This is a genomic window from Pseudomonas veronii (genome assembly GCF_002028325.1).
Taxonomy (GTDB): Bacteria; Pseudomonadota; Gammaproteobacteria; order Pseudomonadales; family Pseudomonadaceae; genus Aquipseudomonas; species Aquipseudomonas veronii.
The window spans coordinates 2,253,726-2,273,558 of sequence record NZ_CP018420.1 but is presented as its reverse complement, the minus strand read 5'-3'; the positions used below and the strand labels follow the sequence as shown (position 1 = coordinate 2,273,558).

Genomic DNA, 19,833 nt, shown 5'->3' with positions numbered 1-19,833 from the left:
GCGACGAAAAATAAACCTGCGTCTCCATCATTTCTCCATAAAACCTACGCTGAAAGTGCATGCTTGCCGTGCATCATCCAACCCGTTGCCAGAAAACCGCGCGCCGTTGCAGCATGGCCCGGTAGCACAGGGCACATCGACCGAGCAGAACATGACCGAATCACTCGTTGCATCAACCGCTAATCAGGCACTGATCCTGATCGCCGAAGACGAACCGGAAATCGCCGACATCCTCACGGCCTATCTCAAACGCGCCGGCTTTCAAACCGCGCATGCGCAGGATGGCCGTCGCGCACTCGAACTGCATCAAACGCTCAAGCCCGACCTGGTGCTGCTCGATGTACTGATGCCGAAACTGGATGGCTGGATGGTACTGGCGGAAGTTCGTCACCGCGGCAACACGCCGGTCATCATGCTGACCGCACAGGACCAGGACGTGGACAAACTCATGGGGCTGCGTATTGGCGCCGACGATTACATCGTCAAGCCGTTCAACCCGGCCGAGGTCGTCGCCAGAACCCAGGCGGTGCTGCGCCGCTGCATCGACAATGGCTATTTGACGGGGCGCAGCGTGCTGCGCGTGGACGCCTTCGAAATCGACATCGACAACCATGACGTGAGCGTCAGCATCGATGGGCAGAAACACCCATTGAACCTGACCGTGACCGAATTCAAGTTACTCGCGCAATTGGCAAAGGCGCCCCGGCGCGTGTTCAGCCGCGCCGAGTTGCTGGCCCTCTGCTCGCCCGAGAGCGACAGCCTGGAGCGCACGGTCGACAGCCATATCAGCAAATTGCGCAGGAAAATCGAGGACCTCGGACTGCAAGGCGTACCGGCCAGTATCCGCGGGGTCGGCTACCGGTTCGGGAGCCTGCCATGAAAGGCGCCAACAGCTTGAGTCGGCAGATTATCCTGTCGATGTCGGCCGTGGTCCTGTGTGTGATAACCCTGGCGATTGTCGGGACCTATGTCTTTTATGGGTTGCTGTGGTCGTTTGCTCCGCTGAGCGACGCGGAAATGGATGAGTGGCTGCCCAGCGGCATGGAGTGGGCCTGGATGAGCCTGATCACCTGCGTCAGCCTGGGTGTCGGCGTCGCAGCGGCGATCAAGTTGTCCCGGCGTATTCTGATGCCCTTGAACTCGGTGGCGGCCAGCCTGCGCAGGCTGGCCGATGGCGACCTGGATGCCCGCGCAGTGGCGCCGGATCAATCCTTGGGCGAAGCCGCCTTATTAGTGGATGACTTCAACAGCATGGCCAACCGATTGAAACGCATGGCCGAAGAACAGGCGTTCTGGAACGCAGCGATCGCCCATGAGTTGCGCACGCCGCTGACCATCTTGCGCGGCCGCCTGCAGGGGCTCGCCGAAGGTGTGTTCGAACCGGACACCGCGCAGTTCTACAGCCTGCTGACGCAAGTGGAAGGGTTGACGCGCCTGGTTGAAGACTTGCGCGTGGTCGGCCTGGGAGACAGCGGCTACCTCAAGCTCGAACCCGACTACGCCGACCTGGCCGCCGACCTGGAAGCCGAAGCACGGTTGTTCGAATCGAGCCTGCGCAGCGCCGGCTTCGTGCTGCACCTGGACCTGCTCAAAGGCCCGATACGCTGTGACCGCGCGCGGATTCGCCAGGCGTTGCTGGCGCTGCTGGACAACATCCGTCGGCATGCGACGCCGGGCAACGTCTGGGTGCAACTCGGCAGCCAACGCTCGCGCAACTTCCTGAGAGTCACGGATGAGGGGCCGGGGGTGGACGACGCTTTCGCGACGCATATTTTCGATGCGTTCCAGCGCGGCGAAAGTTCTCGCTCCCGGGCCCAGGGAGGCAGTGGGCTGGGCCTGGCCGTGGTGCGCGCGATTGCCATCGCCCATGGCGGCACGGTGAGCTGTCGGACATCGAATAACGGCGGCACCGTGTTTGAACTCAGTTGGCCAACAACAACGCAAAGCCTGGATACCTACACGGAGTCTACTGAGGTGTAACTGCATATAACGCCAAACCCGCTTGAATATTCAAACCGACAAAGGTGATGGCATGCGCCTCTCTATTTTTATAGTTAATAGAGCCACGAAATATCGCCACTTTGCCTTATTGAACTCACAAGGACGTTGTATCGCGTTCAAGAGCTGCGAAAGGATGCCAACTCAGGGCGAATGGGTCGAAGTCACAGCAATCAATCTTGCCTGGTTCAATCAAACCCTTCCAGGCCACGGGCGCCGGGATAATGAAGCAACACCTGGCAAATGACGTTCAATGTTTTACGCGGACAATTGTTATGCCGACTCTGCATTCCGCTCGCCCCCTTGTTGACTCCAAACAGCTGGAAGCGTCACTGACGCTCTACACACTCAAACTGCGAAAGTTGCAGCGCTTCTGGATTCCCCTGCAGAAGTACGCGCCGCATTGCGTATTGGCGTTGTGGTTGATTGGTGTGTGCGCGTCGTTGATCACACAGTCTTATTGTCACTGGCTGATTACAGCGCCGGCCATTTGCATATTGATCGCCCTGGAAATCGTTATCGAAGAAGTGCAGATCAATTTGTTATTGATGACCGAGGAGGCGCGCTATCTGCTCGGCGTCGCCCGCGGTATCTATCCTCCCATGATGCGCTCGACAGGTGGCCCATGCCGTCCGTAACCCCTAGGATTGTGCTCGAAGAAAGCAAAAAGCTCGGTCAGCAATCCGCCAGCCAGACCCTCAAGGCCATTGCCAGGGCCTACCCCGGCAAGCTGTTCGCGACCTTGTCGCTGGTGGCGCTGGAAAATGCACTGCTGCTCGCCTACCCGCTGTTTGCCGGGTTTGCCGTGGACTCAATCATCCGTGGCGATGCCGCCAGCGCATTGCTCTATGCCGGCGTGGTGCTGGGGTTCTGGGTGGTGGGGGCGGCGCGGCGCGCGCTGGATACGCGCACCTTTACGCGCATCTACGCCGATCTTGCGGTGCCGGTGATCCTCAATCAGCGCCTGGAACGCCAGAGCACGTCCAAGGCGGCGGCGCGGGTGGTGCTGGCGCGGGACTTTGTCGACTTTTTCGAGAAGCACGTGCCGATCATCGCCACCGCGCTGGTCTCGATCATTGGCGCGGCCGGCATGTTGCTGGTGATCGAGCCATGGGTTGGCGTGGCATGCCTGCTCGCGCTGCTGCTGTGCGTCACCGTGATGCCCGGCTTCGCCCGGCGTAACCAGCGCTTGCATGAGCGCTTGAACAATCGCCTGGAAAAGGAAATCGGCATGGTGGAAGCCGTCGGCGCGCATACCCTGCACCGTCATTATCACCTGCTGTCGCGACTGCGCATCCGCTTGTCGGACCGTGAGGCCATCGCCTTCCTGTTCATTGGCATCCTGGCGGCGCTGCTGTTTGTGGTTGCCATCACGCAACTGGCATTGTCGCCGGCCGTAAAAGCCGGGCATATCTATGCGGTGATGACTTACCTGTGGACTTTCGTCAGTTGCCTGGATGAAGCCCCCTCGATGATCGACCAACTGGCGCGGCTCAAGGACATCGGCAAGCGTGTGAACCCCGGGCTTGGCGAAGCGGCAGACTGATCGCGCGTCAGCGCTCGGCCCTGCGCGTTTCCGAGGGCGACTCGCCAAACAATTCGCGGTAATGCGCCGCGAAGTGACTCAGGTGAAAAAAGCCCATGGCCACGGCGACCTCACCGACGTTTTTCTCGCTGGCCGCGGTCGCGATCAACCGCCGCCGGACCGCGTTGAGGCGCAGATTGCGCAGGTACTCGACCGGGCGCAGGCCGGTCACCGCCTGAAAACTGTTCTGCAGGGTCCTGCGGCTGACGCGCAATTGCTCGCACAGGTCGAGGATGCTCAATGGAGTATCGCCGCTGGCAACGATCAACTCCTGGCAACGCCGGACCAGGTAGGCACTGACGGCGAAATTGCCGCGCCGGCAACGCACCTCGTCGCTGGCATGGGTGAACAGGTCCAGGAAGGTGCCGAGCAGCTCATCTTCCAGGATCTTTTCCGAAACGGCGCTGATCGCGTCGGTATGTTCCAAAAGGTGACGAAACAACGGGTGAATACGCTGGTGTATACGCAGCAGTAACGCCTCATCCACACGCAGCTGAGACACAGTGGTCAGGCGTTTAAGCTGCTCGCCGGATAATTCGAAAGCCGCCAGTTTGGCAAAGCGTACCGCGTCAACGTTGATCGCGAAAAAATGCGTGCCTTCCGGAGCATGCAATACGAACTCCTCCGAATCGCGCAGCAGCACCACGCTCTGCGCGTCCACTTGCTGCCCTTGCACCACCGGCGAGCTGCCCAATGACATGGCGGCGCACAACCGGCCTTTGGGCGAGGAACCATGCTGCACCACTCGCTTGTCCAGCACCTCCTGGAAAATCTGGAAGCGATCGCAGGACAACTGGCGCAGTTCACTGGTGAGACAGCCACGGCCCAGTTGGTCGTAGATCTGCTGCCAGCCCTGGATCGAGCCGGCGTGCTGTTGAGGATCATTGAAGGTTCGGACTTCAGCGAGCATATTCGTCGTTCCTCGGCGGCCTGTGTCTGGTCATTGGCCTGAAGGGGGCTCAGTCATCCCTGACGGCAGCTGGCATTCACACGGGCACAGTGTCCGCCTGGAAAACCAAAGCCAGTTCCGTGCCAAGCATCTGCAGACGATAGGTTCCCGGCTGTATATCGATCGGTGCCAGCAACGCGCCCGACAGCACCACCTGCCCAGCCTCGATACGGTGACCGTCCGCCAGGAGCCGGCGCACCAACCAGCACAGATTGAACAGGGGGTTGTCTTCCCGAGCCTGCGTATCGCCGCTGCCCAGGTGAACCCCTTCGTGCTCCAGACGATAGGGCACGCAGGCATGCTGTTGCGGCTCGAACGGCGACCTCGGCCCCACACAGTAAAGCCCCGCCGCCGCGTTATCGGCGAGGAAGGCGCCAAGCCCGAAACGCCAGCCTTGCCATCGGCAGTCGGCGATTTCGAACGCGGGCGCCACCTCGGCGATGGCCGTCAGAATGTCCTGGTCGCGGTAGTCCCCCGGCGCCAGCGCGTGCCCGAAGACGAACGCCAGTTCGACCTCCAGCTTGGGCTGGATCAGCCGCGCCAACGGCACCGCACTCCCCGGCTCGGCCTGCATCGCATCCGTGAGGCCGCCGTACACCGGTTCGTCGAGAGCAAAACGTGCTTGCGCGGCTCGGCCGGCGAAGGCGACCTTCCAGCCGCTCGGTTTCTCCCCGGCGGCCACGCGTCGCTCCAGGGTCTGGCGCAACAGCGCGTAGCCTTGCTGCCGGTCCAGCGCCTGCGGTGCCAAAGGCGCTATGGCATGAGCGCTGAGCCTCGCTTGGCGCAGTTGGCCGAGTACATCGTCGGGCGTGCTCATGACAGTTGCTCCGCCAGCTTGCGCAATACACCGTCCAGCCGCTCTGGGGTGGTAATGGCCGCGACAAAGCGGTCCGGACGCACCACGACGATGCAGTCGCGCACCTTGGAGAACCACTCGCCCAGCCGGTTATCCACGTCCTCCACACTGATCGCGTCCATCGCCGTCAGCGGCTGGTTGCGCCCCACGCCGCTGCGCGAACGGTTGACCTGGATAAAGCGCGTGTTCCAACGCGCCCAATACGCGGCCATGTCCTCGCTCAGTGGCGCCCGGGGATTGGTACGGTAACCCAGCACGGCATACGAGTTGCCCAGCATGTCGTCGAGGCGCCGACGTTGGCCCTGGGCATCTTCGATATAAGGCTGCACGAACAGTTGCCCGACCAGATCGTCTTCGCGCAGCTCGGCACGCTCGTGATAGACCAGGCCTTGGGTGATGGTGGCCTTGGGTTTGAACTTGAATTCCAAGAGGTGCGAGCGCAGGTTGTCGACACTGTTGACCGCCTGGAACAGCCAGTCGCGCACGCCGGCCATCAGCGGGTTGGTCAACCCCAGCACGGCGCCCATGTTGTCGGCCAGCGCCACCAGCTCGGTGGCGTGGCCGCGGCGTTCCTGGTCGTAGCTGGCGAGGATCGACGGCGCCGCGCGGCCCTGAATGATCGCCGCCAGTTTCCAGGCCACGTTGGCCACGTCGCGCAGGCCGGAATTGAGGCCCTGCCCGGCCCAGGGCGGCGAAATATGCGCCGCATCGCCGACCAGCGCGACCCGCCCCTGGACGAACCGCGCCGCAACGCGGGAGTGGTGGGTATAAGCGCGGATCCGGATGACGTTCAACTGATCCACGGCCGCGCCGATATGGCCGCGGATCAGTTCACGAATCGTCGCCTCGTCGCACATCTTCGCTTCGTCTTCGCCCTCCAGCAGCATGAACTCCCAGCGCCGCTGCTGATAAGGCAGGTAGATGCACACGAAGGGCCGTTGCGGATCGGCATGCAGGGCGGTGTACGGCGCATCCAGGGTGTCGTTGGCCGTATCGACCACCACCCATTTGCGCGGATGCGTGAGCCCGAGCAGTTCGACGCCCAACTGTTTGCGCACGGTGGAACGCCCGCCGTCGGCGCCAATCACATAGTCGGCCTGCAATTGGTAGAGCTCGCCGTGGGCATCGCGCACCTGCAAGGTCACGCCCTGCTCGTCCTGCTCCAGTTCGAGCAGTTCATGGCCCTGGCGCAATTGGACGCTGGCGTGCTGCACGAGATGTTCGCGCAGGGTGCCTTCGAGCAATTGCTGCATGAAGATGTTCCGCATCGGCCAACCGTACTGCGCGACGCTCGGCTTGACCTCGGCGAAACACACGCCACGCGCGTTGTAATAGCGCAGCGGTACATCGCAGATCATGTCACGTGCGGCCAGCTCGGCAATGCCGATCCCCTGCAGCACGCGCAGCGCTTCATCATCCATGCCGACTGCGCGGGGATAAGGCAGGATGCCGTCGGCCAGTTCAAGGACGACGCAGTCGATACCGTACATCCCCATATAGTGTGCGGCGGTGATCCCGTTCGGGCCGCCGCCGACAATGACCACCTGGGTTTTGTCCTGCTTCATCGCTAGTCACCGCTTTCTTGTTGTGGTGTTGATCGAATGCCACGCAAGGCCTTGCGCCCGGGCTCAGTGCAGCCCGTCGAGACCTTGCACATCCGCCGCCTGCAAACCGCCGAGCCGTGCATGCAGGCGTCCGCGCGTGGCGAAGGCCCAGATCACAACGATCTCGTCCGGCGAAGGACCGTCACCGAACATCAGCGACATGCTGTCGTAATGGGAGCGCACATACAGCGCGTCCTTGTGAGCCAATGGCACGTCAATGGTCGAACCCGGACCGCCACGTTTGCCAGTGGACGGCACCCACGACTTGCCACCGCCCAGCGCGACACGGATCGGATCGGCGGCAGGGTTGGTCAGGAACGCGTTGCCGTGCTCGTACTCGCCCTCGGTGCCCACCAGGATAGCCTTGCCGTAGCTGACAATCTCGTGCTCGCCGGCCAGTGCGTTGATGCGCCGGCCGAACTCTTCGCCCAGCAACGGCGAGTCGTCCACCAATGCATCCAGCGTCTGGCTGAAGCGGCCGGCATAGGGGTTGGCAATCACTGCGGCGATGGCGTACTTGTACACAGGTTCGCCATCGGCCAACTGGCCGGTTTCGTTGGCCAGGGTTTCTTCAATGAAGCTGTACCATTTACGGATGTGATAGCTGGCGAAATTCGCGGTTTTCATCAGAGCTGCCTCTATTCAAAGTGGGTCGAGTTTAAAGTTCCGGCTCGGCGCGCCGGCGGCCTTGAAGCGGGCCTTGCCAAGTGCGTCGTCGTGCTCGGTCTCGAGAAAGAATTCCATGCGATTACAATCCGGATCGTGGAAATACACGCCATGGCCGATTTCGTGATCGGTGATTTTCACCACCTCGACGCCTTTGCTCAGCAACATGCCGTAGAGCTGGCGCAGGGTGGTCATGTCGCCGGCGATTTCCAATCCGTAGTGCTGCAACCCCAACCCGCCCTGATGGGCGCCGGGTTCGGCACGAATCAACGCAATGTCGTGGTGCTTGGTGCCAAACGCCATCATCACCCAGCTCTCGCCACGGGCACTTTCGTGCATACCCAGGATGTCGGCGTACCAACGTGCTGACACATCTGGATCACTCACCCATAGCGATAAGTGAGTACGAAGGACTTCGACTTTCATCGCGCACTACCTCAGTTTTTCTTGACGATGGATTGATGCCCCGCCTTGATCTGCGCCACGGCGGGGGTCCACAGCACGTCAGCGATCTCACTGAATTCGCGCCACTGCTTCTGCCAGCCGTCACCGCCGTTCTCGGAGGTGAACAAATGGCCGTACTTGGTGCCCGCCACGATTTGCCGAGGGTTCGCCGGGTTGAAGGCGATAGCCCACACACAGGAATTGGGCTGTTGCGGCAGCGGCAACACCTGCCAACTGAGCGCGGCATCATGGGAGACCAGGATCTTGCTGGTGGTGCCCGGCGTGCCGTCGGAGATGCTCAGGTACAGCGTATCCTGCGTGCCCAATGGCGCACTCATGGCGCGCGCGTAATACAGGCCAAACGCTTCGCGGGCGACGATGCCGGTCCAGGTCAGCCCTTCATCGAGGCTGCGGTAAACCGCATTGACGCAAACCACCACGATGACTTTCTCACCGTGATTGGGCAGGACCAGGATGTTGTGGATGTCCGAGTTGAAGTCCCACAGCAGCCGATCATCGACGCGCATCCAGCTTTCGCCGCCGTTACGCGAATGGAACAGCCCGCCCTCCTCGAGGCCGAACCACACCTGGTTGCGGTCGGTGGGGTCGTAGGCGAAGGCCAGCAACCGTGGACGACTGACGCCGTCACAGAACTCCGGGATTTCCACCGGCGCGCGATCCCAGCTCAAGCCGCCGTCCAGGGTGCGCCACAGCTCGGCGCGCGAAGGCGCACCGGTGCCGACGAATATCCGCAGAGCATCCTGCGGGTCGACCGCCACCTTCCACACGGTCTGCCCGTTGAACGGCGTGTCGACCTGCTGCCAATGGCCGCCCGTGTCGTGGCTGACGCACAAACCAATGTCGGTGCCGGCATAAATCACGTCCGGCGTGCCGGGGTGAAAGCTCAGCGAACGGGTGATCGCATCGAACTCCAGATCCTGCCCGAGGCCGAGACGATGCCAACTGCGGCCGTCGTCGGCGCTACGGATCACGGCCTGGCCGACGGTGGCGACTAATAGGGTTCCGTTACTCATCGCAGTTACTCCTCAGATGAAGATGCCACGGGTCAGGCCGCCGTCGATGCCGATGGATTCACCGGTCACCGCGCCAGCCTTGGGGGACGCCAGGAAGCCGATCAGCCAGCCCATTTCAATGGGCGCCAGCGTGCGGCGAATCGGCGTTGCGTCGATGTAGCCCTGCTCGACCTGCTCCGGGGTCTTGCCCTGCTTGACCCCTTCGCGCTCGTACAGCTCGCGGATGTGCGGGGTGTCGACCACGCCCGGGTGGATCAGGTTGACCGTGATGCCAAACGCGCCCAACTGGTCGGAGAGGGTTTTGGTCATGTGCGCGATCGCCAGGTTGCGCATCCCCGAGAGGACTTTGCTGCTGCGCCCGGTGAGGCCGCCGATGTTGATGATGCGACCGAAACCGCCCGCCTTCATGTGCGGGGTCACGGCCTTGGCACAGCGGAAGTAGCCGATCACTTTGGTGTTGAGATCCGACAGCAACTCGTCGTCGCCGGCATGCTCGATGTCATTGCGCACCACGCCCGACGGCGCCGCGGCACCGTTGACCAGGATGTCGATGCGGCCGAAGTGCTTGTGCGCGGCGGCGACCATTTCCGACACGGCCGACATATCGTTGGTGTCGCAGAACAGCGGCAGTACTTCGTTGCCGGTCTGCGCGCTGATCTCTTCGGCGGCCAGCTGGAGAAACGCCATGCGCCGCGCACAGATCACCACCTTGCAGCCTTCTTCGGACAGAAAGCGCGCAACTTCCTTGCCGATGCCCATGCCACCTCCGGTGACGATCGCCACGCGGCCTTTCAATTCCAGATCCATAGCAGTTCCTCTTGTGATTATTCTGTTCAGCCGAGATCGACAAACACACTTTTGGTCTCGGTGTAGGCGTCGATAACGTTCTTGCCCATTTCCCGGCCCCAGCCGGATTGCTTGTAGCCGCCGAACGGCGAAGCCGCATCGACCACGTTCCAACAGTTGATCCACACCGAACCGGCCTGGAGCTGCGCCGCCAGGCGGTGCGCCGAGCGCAAGTCGCGGGTCCACAGGCCGGCGGCCAGGCCATAGGGCGAGTCGTTGGCGCGCAACACCAGGTCATCGACGTCGGTCCAGCTCATGACGGTGAGCACCGGGCCGAAGATCTCTTCGCGGGCCACGCAGGCACGCTCGGCACGATCGAGGAACACGCTCGGCTGGATGAAGTGCCCGCGTTCCAGGTGCTCGGGGCGGCCGCCGCCGCAAATCAGTTCGGCGCCCTCCTCCTGGCCGCGCTGCAGGTAGCCCTTGACCGTATCCAGCTGCCGCGCGGACACCAGCGGGCCCATGCTGTTGGCCGGGTCCAGGCCGTTGCCGAGGACATGGGCAGCAGCGTGGCGCTGCAATTCTTCGAGCACCTGATCCAGCACGCTGGCGTGTACGTACAGACGCGATGCCGCCGTACACACCTGGCCCTGGTTGTAGAAAATCCCATCGGCGGCGCCCTTGGCGGCGCGCACGATGTCGGCGTCGGGCAAGATGATGTTCGGTGATTTGCCGCCCAGCTCCAGCGAGACCTTCTTCATGTTGCCGGTGGCCGCCTGGGCGATCAGCCGCCCGACCTGGGTCGAGCCGGTGAAGGCGATCTTGTCCACGTCAGGATGCTGCGCCAGCGGTGCGCCGGTCTCGGCGCCCAGGCCGGTGATCAGGTTGACCACACCCGGCGGGAAGCCCGCCGCCTCGATCAACTGCACCAGCCGGATCGCCACCAGCGGCGTCTGCTCGGCGGGCTTGAGCACCGCCACACAGCCGGTGGCCAGCGCCGGGCCGAGCTTCCACACGCACATGTTCAACGGGAAGTTCCACGGCACGATCAAGGCGCAGACGCCCACCGGCTCGCGCAACGTGTAGTTGAGCATCGGTGCGCCGCTGGCCGGCGATACCGGCAGCGTGCTGCCTTCGATCTTGGTCGGCCAACCGGCGAAGTAACGAAGGATGCTGGCCGCGCTGGCCGCCTCGGCGCGTGCGTTGGTAATCGGCTTGCCGTTTTCCAGGGTGATCAGCTGCGCCAGTTCTTCGCGGTGCTGGTCGAGCAAGTCCGCCAGGCGAAACAGCAACATGCCGCGCTGGGCCGGTGACTGCTGCGCCCAAGCCCCCGTGAATGCGGCGCGGGCGGCGGCTACGGCGGCATCCACATCGCGCTCGTCGCTGCGCGCGACTTCCGTGAGTGTTTCTTCCGTGGCGGGGTTCTCCACGGCAAACCGGCGGCCGCTGGCCGCGTCCTGCCAGGTACCGCCGATGAACAGACGGCCGGGTTGAGACAGGAACGCCTGGACGGCGGGTAACACGTCAAGCTGATTCATCATCGACTCCTTCACAGTGCCATTTCGATCAGGCAAGGGCCCGCATCGGCGGCGGCATTGGCCAGCGCCCGTTGCAGTTCGGCATTGGTGTGTACGGTACGGGCCGGCACGCCGTAGCCGGTGGCCAGGGCTTTCCAGTCGATCCGCGGACGGTCCAGCACGGTCAGGCTGAGGGCTTGCGGGTCGAGTTCGGTCATGCCGAAACGGCGCAGTTCGTTCTGCAGGATCGCGTAGCGGTGGTTGGCGGCGATCAGGATCACCACCGGCAATTGCTCGCGGGCGATGCTCCACAGGGTTTGAATGGTGTACTGCGCGCTGCCGTCCGATTGCAGGCAAAACACCCGGGTACCGGGCTCCGCCAGCGCGGCGCCGAACCCGACCGGAATGCCCTGGCCAATCGCGCCGCCGGTGTTGGTCAACACACGGTGCCGCGCCGCACTGGCGGAGGCGGTGAAAAACGGATAGCCGCAAGTGCCCCCTTCGACCGAGACAATGCAGTCGTCCGGCAGCGCTGCGGCCAACACTTGGCCGACCGACTGCGGCGTCAACGCGGCCTCGCCTGGCGGCAGCTCGATCCCCCGCGGGGTCGGCACATAAGCCGGTGCATTCAGCGCGTCGGCCAGCGCGGTCAACGCCCCGGCCACGTCGTCGCCGACTTCGGCCAGCGACAGCAAGCGCTCACGTTCGGCCAGCCGCGACGGAATACCTTCGTAGCCGAAGTAACTGATGGGTTCCGGGACACCGGCACAGACCACCTTGTCGTACTGCTCGAGGATCTCGATGGCCACTTCCGGGAAGTACGGCAGGCGGTCCAGGTCCGGCAGACCGCCGCCCCGGTAGCTGAGCCGGGGAAAGGTTTCGGCGAACAGCCGCACGCCGGGCAATTGCGCCAGACGCCCTGCCGCTTCCAGGCCGGCAACCGACAAGCCTTGATCACCGACGATGAAGACCAGCCGCTGACCATCACGCAAGGCCTGCGCCACCGCTTCGATACGGTCGCCGGCAAAGCGGCGGATCGGCGCCTGCATCCGCGTGAACACACCGTTGTGCGTCACCGCGGCGGCTTGCAGGTCCATCGGCAGGATCAGGCTGGCGATCTGGCCCTTGGCTTGCCAGGCGGCACGCACAGCTTCCTGCAGGTCCTCACCGATCGCCGAGGCGGTGCGCGACGTGCGAACCCAGCCGGACACGGTGCCAGCCAGGGCCTGGATATCGCTGGCCAGGGGTGGGTCGTAGTTGACATGCCATGAGGCGTGGTCACCGATCACATTGACGATAGGCGTGTTGGCGCGCCGCGCGTTGTGCAGGTTGGCGATGCCATTGGCAAACCCCGGGCCCAGGTGAGTCAGCGTCATCGCGGGCTTGCCGGCGACGCGGCCGTAACCGTCCGCCGCTCCGGTACAGACGCCTTCGAACAACGACAACACCGGCTTGAGGGCGGGCGCGCTGGCCATGGCCGCCACCAGCGGGATCTCCGTGGTTCCCGGGTTGGCGAAGCAGTACTCGATACCGCTTGCCGCTGCCGCATTCACTATCAGTTGCGCACCATTCATTATCAGCCCTCTCGCTTGAGCATCTTCTTTGATGAGATTTATCACACATAAAATCACATCAAACAAGCTGTTTTTTACCATTTATCTCTACTTATGAGATAAATGCCAATTAATCAGTTATGAAAAGTGCGGCGACGATTGCTTTTTCGCTTAACTGCGATAGTGTGGCGTGACGGCCCCCCATCGGGCCGGCCGTCTTTTCAGCGCGGGCGGGCGTGCCTATAGTGCTCACCCGCGTGCCATCCCCTTTTCTAGGAACGAAATGAGCAGTCTGAGCAAGTTGTTGAGTGTCCTGGACCTGTTCGGTCCGCAGACGTTGAAGATCGATCCGGACACCATCGCCGAGCGCATGGGCCTGTCGCGCGCCACCGTGTATCGCTACGTCAAGGACCTGTGTGACGCCGGCCTGCTGACCCGCGTGGATGCCGGCAGCTACGGCCTGGGGCCGCGCGTGATCGAACTGGACTGGATGATGCGCCAGTACGACCCCATCCTCCTCGCCGGGCGCGAGCTGATGCACGAACTGTCCGCCCAGACCGGCCTGGCCGTGTTCGCCAGCGTTTTTTATGACGGGCGCATCATCAACACCTACATCGCCGAACCCAGCGACACCTACCACTTCTCCTTTGGCCGCGGACACCCGCTGCCGTTTTTTCGCGGCGCGCAATCCAAGGTGCTGATCGCCTTTCAGAAAGGTCGACGCTTGCAACGCCTGTTCGAAGAACACATGGCCAACGACCCGGACAGCCCATACGACTGGGCCAGCTTCTCCAAGGCCGCGAAAAAGATCCGCAAGGACGGCTACTGCCTGACCCACGACGAACTCAACCTGGGCCTGACCGGCATCGCCGCGCCCATCATCCGGCCGGATATGGACGAGGTGGTCGGCAGTCTGTCCGCCGTCGGCAGCAGCCAGAGCTTCAAGCTGCTGCGTCAGGAAACCGTGATCGAAATGGTGATGGACACCACACGGCGAATTGCCGAAAACATGCGCAACCCACCGAGCGCCCCCGCGTCCTGAGGGTCAGGAACGCGACGGCCGTCAACCTCAGAACGGCACCGCGACCGTGAATTGGCTGTACAGGTTGGTGCCATTGCCGACCGTCTGGTTGCCGCCGCTGGTGGAGTCCTGCTTCGGCTTGTAGAGGCCGATCAGCGGCGTGACGATCAGGTGCGGGTTGACGGCCCACTCGACGTAGACGTCCAGCTCCCGCGCATCGAGGTTCAGCGCATTGTTTTTGCGCAACGTGTCGAAGTCAAAGTACAGCGCGCCGACCGTCAGGTTCTCCAATGGCGTTGCCTTGAGACCGACGTGATGGATACCGGTGTTGCTGTTGAACGGGCCGGCATAGTTGGAGGCCACCTCGCCCTGGAACCAGGTGCCGTAACCCGTGCTGAGCCCGGTAAACAGCGAATCCCACTTCTGCGAATAACGGGTATAGCGATAGGTCAGCTTCGGCGCCCAGGCGATGTCGGCAAAGGTGTAGCCGGCTTCGCCGTACCAGGCTTTTTCAGGCCCGTCGTCTTTGTCCTGCCAGGCATACTCGAATGCCAGGCTGACGTTCGGCAGCCCGGCATCGCCTTCGCCGCGCACGCTGTAGACGTTCATACCCTTGCGCTGGCGCTGAAAATCGCTGGCCCAGCGCTCGTTCACATCGATGCCATGCACCCAGGTCAACCCCAGAGTGCCGGGCTTGGCGGTGTAATCCAGGGTGCCGGCGGCCAGTTCGGTTTCAGCCTGGGCGCGGTTGTCGGACTTGAGCCACAACACGCTGCCATGCACGCCCTCCTGCCCGCCCAGGCGCAGGACCGCGGTTTGATCGAAGGCATGCCGCGCCGCCAGGTAAAAGGCCCCGCCACGGTTCAGCGCGCCATCCGCCGGGCCCTTGCCCAGGTTCGGCCCGTCGTCGTTGATCAGGAAACCACGACCGATCTTGACCACCTGGCGCCCACCGGAAATATCCACGCCGTCCTTGCCCAGTGCCGGAAACAGGTCGCCGGAACGCCACCCGAGGTAAGCGTCTTCAATTTTCGTGGTGTGTTCGGTGCCGAGGGTATTGCCGGCCGGATCACCGTCGCCCCAGGTCGCGGAACTGACCAGCGCGAACGCGCCATAGGCCGTGCCTTTGCCTGCCAGGGCCTGGTCGCCGCTCAAGCCGTATTTGATGAAGCCTTCGCGCCAGGTCGAACCGCCCGGGGCGCCGTCATAGTTTTTGCGACTGTTGAACTGACCGAATACGGCGGTCATATCGGCGTTGAGATGCCGGCTCTCGTCGCTGTAAACCTCATAGGCATGGGCCTGGCCGACGGCGCAAAGCGCCAATGTGGCAGCCAGGGTGCCGCGGCGAAAGGGAGGGGATGGATACCGCATGGTTGAAACTCCTTGAGGTGCACCTTCAAAGGCTGTCTTAGGTATTCGCATAACACTGGCGCAGCCGCGCTGCGCCAGGCTCGCAAGGGCTAGCCGCAAGCGGCGAGCGCGGTGTCCAGCGCAGCGACGATCAATTCGGCCTCCCCGCCCGTGAGGGTCAGCGGTGGCGACAGAACGATTTTGTTGCCGATCGGCCGCACCAGCACCCCGGCGCGACGCGCTTCGTCAGCGATCCGCAAAGGCTGCCCGGCCGCCGGGTTCAGCGGTTCGCGGGTGGTTTTGTCCGCCACCAGGTCGAGGGCAATCATCAGGCCCTTGCCGCGCACTTCACCGACCACGGCGTAACGCTCGGTCAGTGCTTGCAGCTGTTCGAGCAATTGCCCGCCGACCTTGGCGGCGTTGCCCGGCAGGTCCTCGGCTTCGACGATATCCAGCACCGCCAGGGCGGCCGCGCAGGCGGTCGGATGCCCGCTGTAGGTGTAGCCGTGCATGATCACGTTACTGAAGCCTTCGCCGTGCTCAATCGCGTCGACGATGCGCTGATTGAACAGCGTTGCGCCCAGCGGGATATAACCGGCGGTGATGCCTTTGGCCAGGCACAGCATGTCCGGCGCGACACCCCAGCCGCGGCTGCCGAGCATACAGCCCGAGCGACCGAAACCGGTGACCACTTCGTCGGCGATCAACAGAATGCCGTGGCGGTCGCACACCTCACGCAGGCGCTTCCAGTAGTCGTCCGGCGGCACGATCACGCCGCCGGCGCCTTGCACCGGTTCCGCGATCAACGCGGCGATGGTCTGCGCGCCCAGCAAGGCGATCTGATCTTCAAGCTGGCGAATGCAGTGTGCGGTCAGCGCTTGCGGGTCCCGGCAGTCCCAAGGGTTGCGATACAACCATGGGGTGTCGAGCAAATGGCATCCGGCCAACAACGGCCCGTGGTTGTAGTGATAAACCCCATTGCCGCCCACTGACGTGCCGCCCATGTGTACGCCGTGATAACCGTTGCGCAGGGACAAAAAGCGCGTGCGCCCCGGCTCGCCGCTGGCGATCCAGTACTGGCGGGCCATTTTCAGCGCGGTCTCCACCGCATCGGAGCCACCGGAACTGAACAGCACACGCGTCATCTGCTCCTGGGCGAACATCGACGTCAGCCGCTCGGCCAGGTCGAACACCCGCGGATGGGCAATGCCGTCGAAGGTCTGGTAATACGCCAGTTCGTCGAGTTGCGCGGCAATCGCGGCCTTGACCGACGCACGGTTGTGCCCGATGTTGACGTTCCACAGGCCGCCCACGCCGTCGAGCATGCGCTGGCCGTCGATATCGGTGATGTAGTTGCCGTCGCCACGGGCAATGATCAAGGTCTTGGCGCGCTGCGCCGGGGCGCTGGAACTCATCGGATGCCAGAATTTCTTCTGCGCGGTTTTGTATTTTTCGTACATGGCTCAGGCCCTTACTCAGCGTCACGGTTGTGGACAAACAACAGCTGTTGCCCGGTGAATTCCAGCAGCCCTTCAAGGCCGAACTCGACACCGAACCCGGACATCTTGCTGCCGCCGAACGGCGTGTTCGGCTGGATGCGGGCATGGCAGTTGACCCATGCCACGCCGCTTTCCAGACGGCTGGCCAACGCCGTCGCCTGTTCGACGTCCGGCCCCCAGACCGAGCCGCCCAAGCCCATGTCGCCCGCATTCGCGCGACGCAGCACGTCTTCCACATCCTGATAGGCGATCAACGGCAACACCGGGCCAAACTGCTCCTCGTCGACCAGCCGCTGGCCGTCCGTGACATCGGCGACCAGCGTGGGTGGATAAAAGAACCCCGGACGCTCCAGGCGTGCGCCGCCGCACAAAACCCGCGCGCCGTGTTCGCGCGCATCGGCGACCAGTGCCTCGACCAGTTGCAGTTGCTCCAGGTTCTGCACCGGACCAAACGTGACCCCCGGCGCCAGGCCGTCACCGACGACCTGGCGTGCGGCGATGCGCGTCAGTGCATCGGCAAACGCCGAGTACTGGGACTCATGAACGTACAAACGCTTGAGGGCCGCACAGGTCTGGCCCATGTTGAGGAACGCTGCCTGGAAAATCGCTTCGGCGACCTCTTCCACCGGCGTGCCCGGCAGTACGATGGCGGCATCGTTGCCGCCCAGTTCGAGGGTCAATCGCTTGAGGTTGCCGGCAGCGCCGCGCATCACGCTTTGCCCGGTGGCGGTCGAGCCGGTGAAGACGATCTTCTGGATACCGGGGTGGGTGGTGATCGCGCTGCCGAAACCTTGCTCACCGGTCACGCAATTGATCACCCCGTGGGGCACATGCCGAGCGATGATATCCACCAGGCGCAAGGTACTCAATGGCGTCAGGCTCGAGGGTTTGCTGATCACGCAATTGCCGGCCCGCAACGCCGGCATGATGTGCCACACGGCAATCATCACCGGCCAGTTCCACGGTGTGATGGAAGCCACCACGCCCAGCGGCTTGCGGTGCAACTCGACACGCTGGGTGGGGGTTTCTTCCACCAGTTCCACGGGGATCTGTTGCGCGGCGGCATAGCGGGTCCACGCGGCGGCGCCCATGACTTCGGACAACGCCAGCTCCAGCGGTTTGCCCTGTTCGAGAACGATCAACCGGGCCAGGGCGTCGGCATCCTGTTCGATCGCCTCGGCAATCGCCAGCAGGCGCTCGCAACGCAGCGCGTGAGTGCTGTGCCGCCACGTCTTGAAGGCCGCCTGGGCAGCCGCCACCGCCTGGTCCAGTTGCGCCAGGGAACCGGCCGGGCACTGTGCGAATGCGGTGCCGGTGGCTGGGTTGATCACGTCAAACTGCCCGTTTTCACCGGCAACCTGAACCCCGTTGATCAGCATCGTGTAATGGTGCATGTGCAATTTTCCTTTAACGCAGGCACGCCTTGTCGGACACCGACAAGCGCACAGTTCGCAGTAGAGTTGTACCGGGTTGATGCCTTAGAGCTTGTGGCTGCCCAACGCCAGGAACCGCTGGGGCGATACCTTGCGCAAGCGCGCGGCGAGAAAGATGCCGCCGAGCAGGGCCAGGGGGATGACGGCGCACAGGCTGTACGACAACAGCTTGCTGGCGCCCGTGAGCACATCGAAATGCGCCACCGCCAGTACCAGCACCATCAGTAATGCCAGGCAGGAGATCCCCGGCAGAATGCGCCCGCGCAAAACGCTGACGTTGAGCTCGGGATGCCGGTGAAAATACACACACACCGCGACCGAGGTCATCGCCATCAACAAAATCACGCACAGGGTGGCGAGGTTGGAGAACCAGGCGAACAGTTGCAGGATCGGGTCCGCATCCAAGGCGGCGAAGATCAGCACTACCACCGCCGCGATCAGGCTCTGCAAGGCCGAGCCCATATGCGGGCTCTGATGCACGCGGTGCGTGGTGCCCAGCAGACTGTGCAGCAGGCCGTCGCGGCCGATCGCGTAGAAGTAGCGCGCGGCGGCGTTATGGAATGCCAACAGCCCGGCGTAGATACTGACCATGAACAGCACGCGGATGATCTGGGTCAGGTAAGGCCCGACGAAGTGATCGGACATGCCGTAGATAAAGGTCGTGGGGTCCTGTAATGCCTGCAGCATCGGCACGATCTTGTCCGCGCCCACGCCCACCACCATCGCCCAGACCGACAGCGCATAGAACCCACCGATCAACAGCACCGAACAGTAGGTGGCAATCGGAATGGTGCGCTGCGGGTTTTTCGCTTCCTCGCCGTAGATCGTCGTGGCCTCGAAGCCGATGAAGGCGGCGAAGCAGAACAGCAGGCCGATCGACGGCGTACCGCTGAACACATGCTGGCTGCTGAATGCGTCGAGATTGACGCCGCTGTCGCCACCGCTCTTGAGAATGGCGAAGTCGAGGGTGAGGATCGCCAGGTACTCGGCGATCACCACGACCGACAATACCCGGGCCGACAGATCAATCTTGCGATAACCGAGGACCGCAATACTGGCCATCGCCATCAGCGAATACGACCACCACGGCAACACCAGGCCAACCACGCTCTCCATGGTGCCGCTGACCACGCCGCCGAACATGCCATACAGGGCGATCTGGAGAATGTTATAGGCAAACATCGCCAACACCGCCGCCGAGCCCCCGGCCAAACCGCCCAGGCCACGCGAGGTGAAGGCATAGAAACCGCCAGCGTTGGTGAGGTGCCGGGACATGGTGGTGTAACCCACCGAGAACGCCAATAGCACCAGCAAGGCGAGAAGCAGCAACGCCGGGGTGCCGGCACCGTTACCCAGCATGATGCCAATCGGAAAACCGCCGGCGATGACACTGAGCGGACTCGCCGCCGAAACCACGAAAAAGATGATGAAGCCGACACCCAGGGCGCCTCGCTTCAACTCCGTGGAGCTGTTGACCTGAATAGATACACTCATGTTATTGACCTTATTGTATGAGGCAGTCGCTGTGGGGTGGCTCC

Annotated in this window: 18 protein-coding genes; 5 read left to right on the top strand and 13 right to left on the bottom strand. The window is 63.0% G+C overall.

Annotated elements, in window-relative coordinates; genetic code table 11:
* Nucleotides 1-151 precede the first annotated feature (151 nt).
* The 4 genes from PverR02_RS10590 (at nucleotide 152) to PverR02_RS10570 (ending at nucleotide 3,544) form a co-directional block, all read left to right on the top strand.
* Nucleotides 152-880, top strand: a complete 729-nt coding sequence (locus PverR02_RS10590) for a response regulator (protein ID WP_046384079.1) — start codon at nucleotides 152-154, stop codon at nucleotides 878-880.
* A complete protein-coding gene (locus PverR02_RS10585) occupies nucleotides 877-1,980 on the top strand; it encodes an ATP-binding protein (RefSeq protein WP_079443276.1) in 1,104 nt (367 codons plus the stop codon). The genes PverR02_RS10590 and PverR02_RS10585 overlap by 4 nt, the downstream gene beginning before the upstream one ends.
* Nucleotides 1,981-2,273: 293 nt before the next feature.
* Complete coding sequence (locus tag PverR02_RS10575) at nucleotides 2,274-2,636, top strand: hypothetical protein (RefSeq protein WP_046384081.1); 363 nt, start codon at nucleotides 2,274-2,276, stop codon at nucleotides 2,634-2,636.
* Nucleotides 2,624-3,544 carry an ABC transporter six-transmembrane domain-containing protein gene (locus PverR02_RS10570; RefSeq protein WP_046384082.1) on the top strand — a complete coding sequence of 307 codons (921 nt, stop codon included), beginning with the start codon at nucleotides 2,624-2,626 and terminating at the stop codon, nucleotides 3,542-3,544. The genes PverR02_RS10575 and PverR02_RS10570 overlap by 13 nt, the downstream gene beginning before the upstream one ends.
* Nucleotides 3,545-3,551: 7 nt before the next feature.
* Here PverR02_RS10570 and PverR02_RS10565 read toward each other — a convergent pair whose 3' ends face one another.
* The 9 genes from PverR02_RS10565 to PverR02_RS10525 all read right to left on the bottom strand — a co-directional run bounded on the left by PverR02_RS10565 (nucleotide 3,552) and on the right by PverR02_RS10525 (nucleotide 13,013).
* Nucleotides 3,552-4,493, bottom strand: a complete 942-nt coding sequence (locus PverR02_RS10565; RefSeq protein WP_046384083.1) for a helix-turn-helix domain-containing protein — start codon at nucleotides 4,491-4,493, stop codon at nucleotides 3,552-3,554.
* A 76-nt stretch (nucleotides 4,494-4,569) separates the two neighbouring features.
* Nucleotides 4,570-5,349 (bottom strand): 2-keto-4-pentenoate hydratase, encoded by a 780-nt coding sequence (locus PverR02_RS10560; RefSeq protein WP_079443274.1) that lies wholly within the window; start codon nucleotides 5,347-5,349, stop codon nucleotides 4,570-4,572.
* A complete protein-coding gene (locus PverR02_RS10555; RefSeq protein WP_046384085.1) occupies nucleotides 5,346-6,953 on the bottom strand; it encodes a bifunctional 3-(3-hydroxy-phenyl)propionate/3-hydroxycinnamic acid hydroxylase in 1,608 nt (535 codons plus the stop codon). The genes PverR02_RS10560 and PverR02_RS10555 overlap by 4 nt, the downstream gene beginning before the upstream one ends.
* Before the next feature lie 63 nt (nucleotides 6,954-7,016).
* Nucleotides 7,017-7,619 (bottom strand): amino acid synthesis family protein, encoded by a 603-nt coding sequence (locus PverR02_RS10550; RefSeq protein WP_046384086.1) that lies wholly within the window; start codon nucleotides 7,617-7,619, stop codon nucleotides 7,017-7,019.
* A gap of 15 nt (nucleotides 7,620-7,634) precedes the next feature.
* Nucleotides 7,635-8,084 (bottom strand): VOC family protein, encoded by a 450-nt coding sequence (locus PverR02_RS10545; RefSeq protein WP_026140020.1) that lies wholly within the window; start codon nucleotides 8,082-8,084, stop codon nucleotides 7,635-7,637.
* An 11-nt stretch (nucleotides 8,085-8,095) separates the two neighbouring features.
* Nucleotides 8,096-9,136, bottom strand: a complete 1,041-nt coding sequence (locus PverR02_RS10540; RefSeq protein WP_046384088.1) for a WD40/YVTN/BNR-like repeat-containing protein — start codon at nucleotides 9,134-9,136, stop codon at nucleotides 8,096-8,098.
* Between the two features lie 12 nt (nucleotides 9,137-9,148).
* Nucleotides 9,149-9,943, bottom strand: a complete 795-nt coding sequence (locus PverR02_RS10535) for an SDR family NAD(P)-dependent oxidoreductase (RefSeq protein ID WP_079443273.1) — start codon at nucleotides 9,941-9,943, stop codon at nucleotides 9,149-9,151.
* A gap of 26 nt (nucleotides 9,944-9,969) precedes the next feature.
* Nucleotides 9,970-11,460, bottom strand: coding sequence for an aldehyde dehydrogenase family protein (locus PverR02_RS10530; protein ID WP_046384089.1), 1,491 nt, complete (start codon nucleotides 11,458-11,460; stop codon nucleotides 9,970-9,972).
* Between the two features lie 11 nt (nucleotides 11,461-11,471).
* On the bottom strand, nucleotides 11,472-13,013 hold the full coding sequence (locus PverR02_RS10525) for an acetolactate synthase large subunit (RefSeq protein WP_057004878.1): 1,542 nt from the start codon (nucleotides 13,011-13,013) through the stop codon (nucleotides 11,472-11,474).
* 262 nt (nucleotides 13,014-13,275) lie between these two features.
* On the opposite strand from PverR02_RS10525, the gene PverR02_RS10520 reads away from it, so the two are divergent.
* Nucleotides 13,276-14,034, top strand: coding sequence for an IclR family transcriptional regulator (locus PverR02_RS10520; RefSeq protein WP_046384091.1), 759 nt, complete (start codon nucleotides 13,276-13,278; stop codon nucleotides 14,032-14,034).
* 27 nt (nucleotides 14,035-14,061) lie between these two features.
* Here the strand turns inward: PverR02_RS10520 and PverR02_RS10515 are convergent, their stop codons facing one another.
* From PverR02_RS10515 to PverR02_RS10500, 4 genes are all read right to left on the bottom strand, one after another.
* Nucleotides 14,062-15,384, bottom strand: a complete 1,323-nt coding sequence (locus PverR02_RS10515) for an alginate export family protein (RefSeq protein ID WP_174630465.1) — start codon at nucleotides 15,382-15,384, stop codon at nucleotides 14,062-14,064.
* Between the two features lie 89 nt (nucleotides 15,385-15,473).
* Nucleotides 15,474-16,823 carry an aminotransferase class III-fold pyridoxal phosphate-dependent enzyme gene (locus PverR02_RS10510; protein WP_079443272.1) on the bottom strand — a complete coding sequence of 450 codons (1,350 nt, stop codon included), beginning with the start codon at nucleotides 16,821-16,823 and terminating at the stop codon, nucleotides 15,474-15,476.
* An 11-nt stretch (nucleotides 16,824-16,834) separates the two neighbouring features.
* A complete protein-coding gene (locus PverR02_RS10505; protein ID WP_057004876.1) occupies nucleotides 16,835-18,256 on the bottom strand; it encodes an aldehyde dehydrogenase family protein in 1,422 nt (473 codons plus the stop codon).
* 84 nt (nucleotides 18,257-18,340) lie between these two features.
* A complete protein-coding gene (locus PverR02_RS10500) occupies nucleotides 18,341-19,789 on the bottom strand; it encodes an APC family permease (protein ID WP_046384094.1) in 1,449 nt (482 codons plus the stop codon).
* Between the last annotated feature and the right edge of the window lie 44 nt (nucleotides 19,790-19,833).

What these genes read in the sequence shown, in the direction of transcription:
- PverR02_RS10590 (WP_046384079.1), top strand. Translation starts at nt 152, where the DNA reads ATGACCGAATCACTCGTTGCATCAACCGCTAATCAGGCACTGATCCTG.
- PverR02_RS10585 (WP_079443276.1), top strand. Translation starts at nt 877, where the DNA reads ATGAAAGGCGCCAACAGCTTGAGTCGGCAGATTATCCTGTCGATGTCG.
- PverR02_RS10575 (WP_046384081.1), top strand. Translation starts at nt 2,274, where the DNA reads ATGCCGACTCTGCATTCCGCTCGCCCCCTTGTTGACTCCAAACAGCTG.
- PverR02_RS10570 (WP_046384082.1), top strand. Translation starts at nt 2,624, where the DNA reads ATGCCGTCCGTAACCCCTAGGATTGTGCTCGAAGAAAGCAAAAAGCTC.
- PverR02_RS10565 (WP_046384083.1), bottom strand. Translation starts at nt 4,493, where the DNA reads ATGCTCGCTGAAGTCCGAACCTTCAATGATCCTCAACAGCACGCCGGC.
- PverR02_RS10560 (WP_079443274.1), bottom strand. Translation starts at nt 5,349, where the DNA reads ATGAGCACGCCCGACGATGTACTCGGCCAACTGCGCCAAGCGAGGCTC.
- PverR02_RS10555 (WP_046384085.1), bottom strand. Translation starts at nt 6,953, where the DNA reads ATGAAGCAGGACAAAACCCAGGTGGTCATTGTCGGCGGCGGCCCGAAC.
- PverR02_RS10550 (WP_046384086.1), bottom strand. Translation starts at nt 7,619, where the DNA reads ATGAAAACCGCGAATTTCGCCAGCTATCACATCCGTAAATGGTACAGC.
- PverR02_RS10545 (WP_026140020.1), bottom strand. Translation starts at nt 8,084, where the DNA reads ATGAAAGTCGAAGTCCTTCGTACTCACTTATCGCTATGGGTGAGTGAT.
- PverR02_RS10540 (WP_046384088.1), bottom strand. Translation starts at nt 9,136, where the DNA reads ATGAGTAACGGAACCCTATTAGTCGCCACCGTCGGCCAGGCCGTGATC.
- PverR02_RS10535 (WP_079443273.1), bottom strand. Translation starts at nt 9,943, where the DNA reads ATGGATCTGGAATTGAAAGGCCGCGTGGCGATCGTCACCGGAGGTGGC.
- PverR02_RS10530 (WP_046384089.1), bottom strand. Translation starts at nt 11,460, where the DNA reads ATGAATCAGCTTGACGTGTTACCCGCCGTCCAGGCGTTCCTGTCTCAA.
- PverR02_RS10525 (WP_057004878.1), bottom strand. Translation starts at nt 13,013, where the DNA reads ATGAATGGTGCGCAACTGATAGTGAATGCGGCAGCGGCAAGCGGTATC.
- PverR02_RS10520 (WP_046384091.1), top strand. Translation starts at nt 13,276, where the DNA reads ATGAGCAGTCTGAGCAAGTTGTTGAGTGTCCTGGACCTGTTCGGTCCG.
- PverR02_RS10515 (WP_174630465.1), bottom strand. Translation starts at nt 15,384, where the DNA reads ATGCGGTATCCATCCCCTCCCTTTCGCCGCGGCACCCTGGCTGCCACA.
- PverR02_RS10510 (WP_079443272.1), bottom strand. Translation starts at nt 16,823, where the DNA reads ATGTACGAAAAATACAAAACCGCGCAGAAGAAATTCTGGCATCCGATG.
- PverR02_RS10505 (WP_057004876.1), bottom strand. Translation starts at nt 18,256, where the DNA reads ATGCACCATTACACGATGCTGATCAACGGGGTTCAGGTTGCCGGTGAA.
- PverR02_RS10500 (WP_046384094.1), bottom strand. Translation starts at nt 19,789, where the DNA reads ATGAGTGTATCTATTCAGGTCAACAGCTCCACGGAGTTGAAGCGAGGC.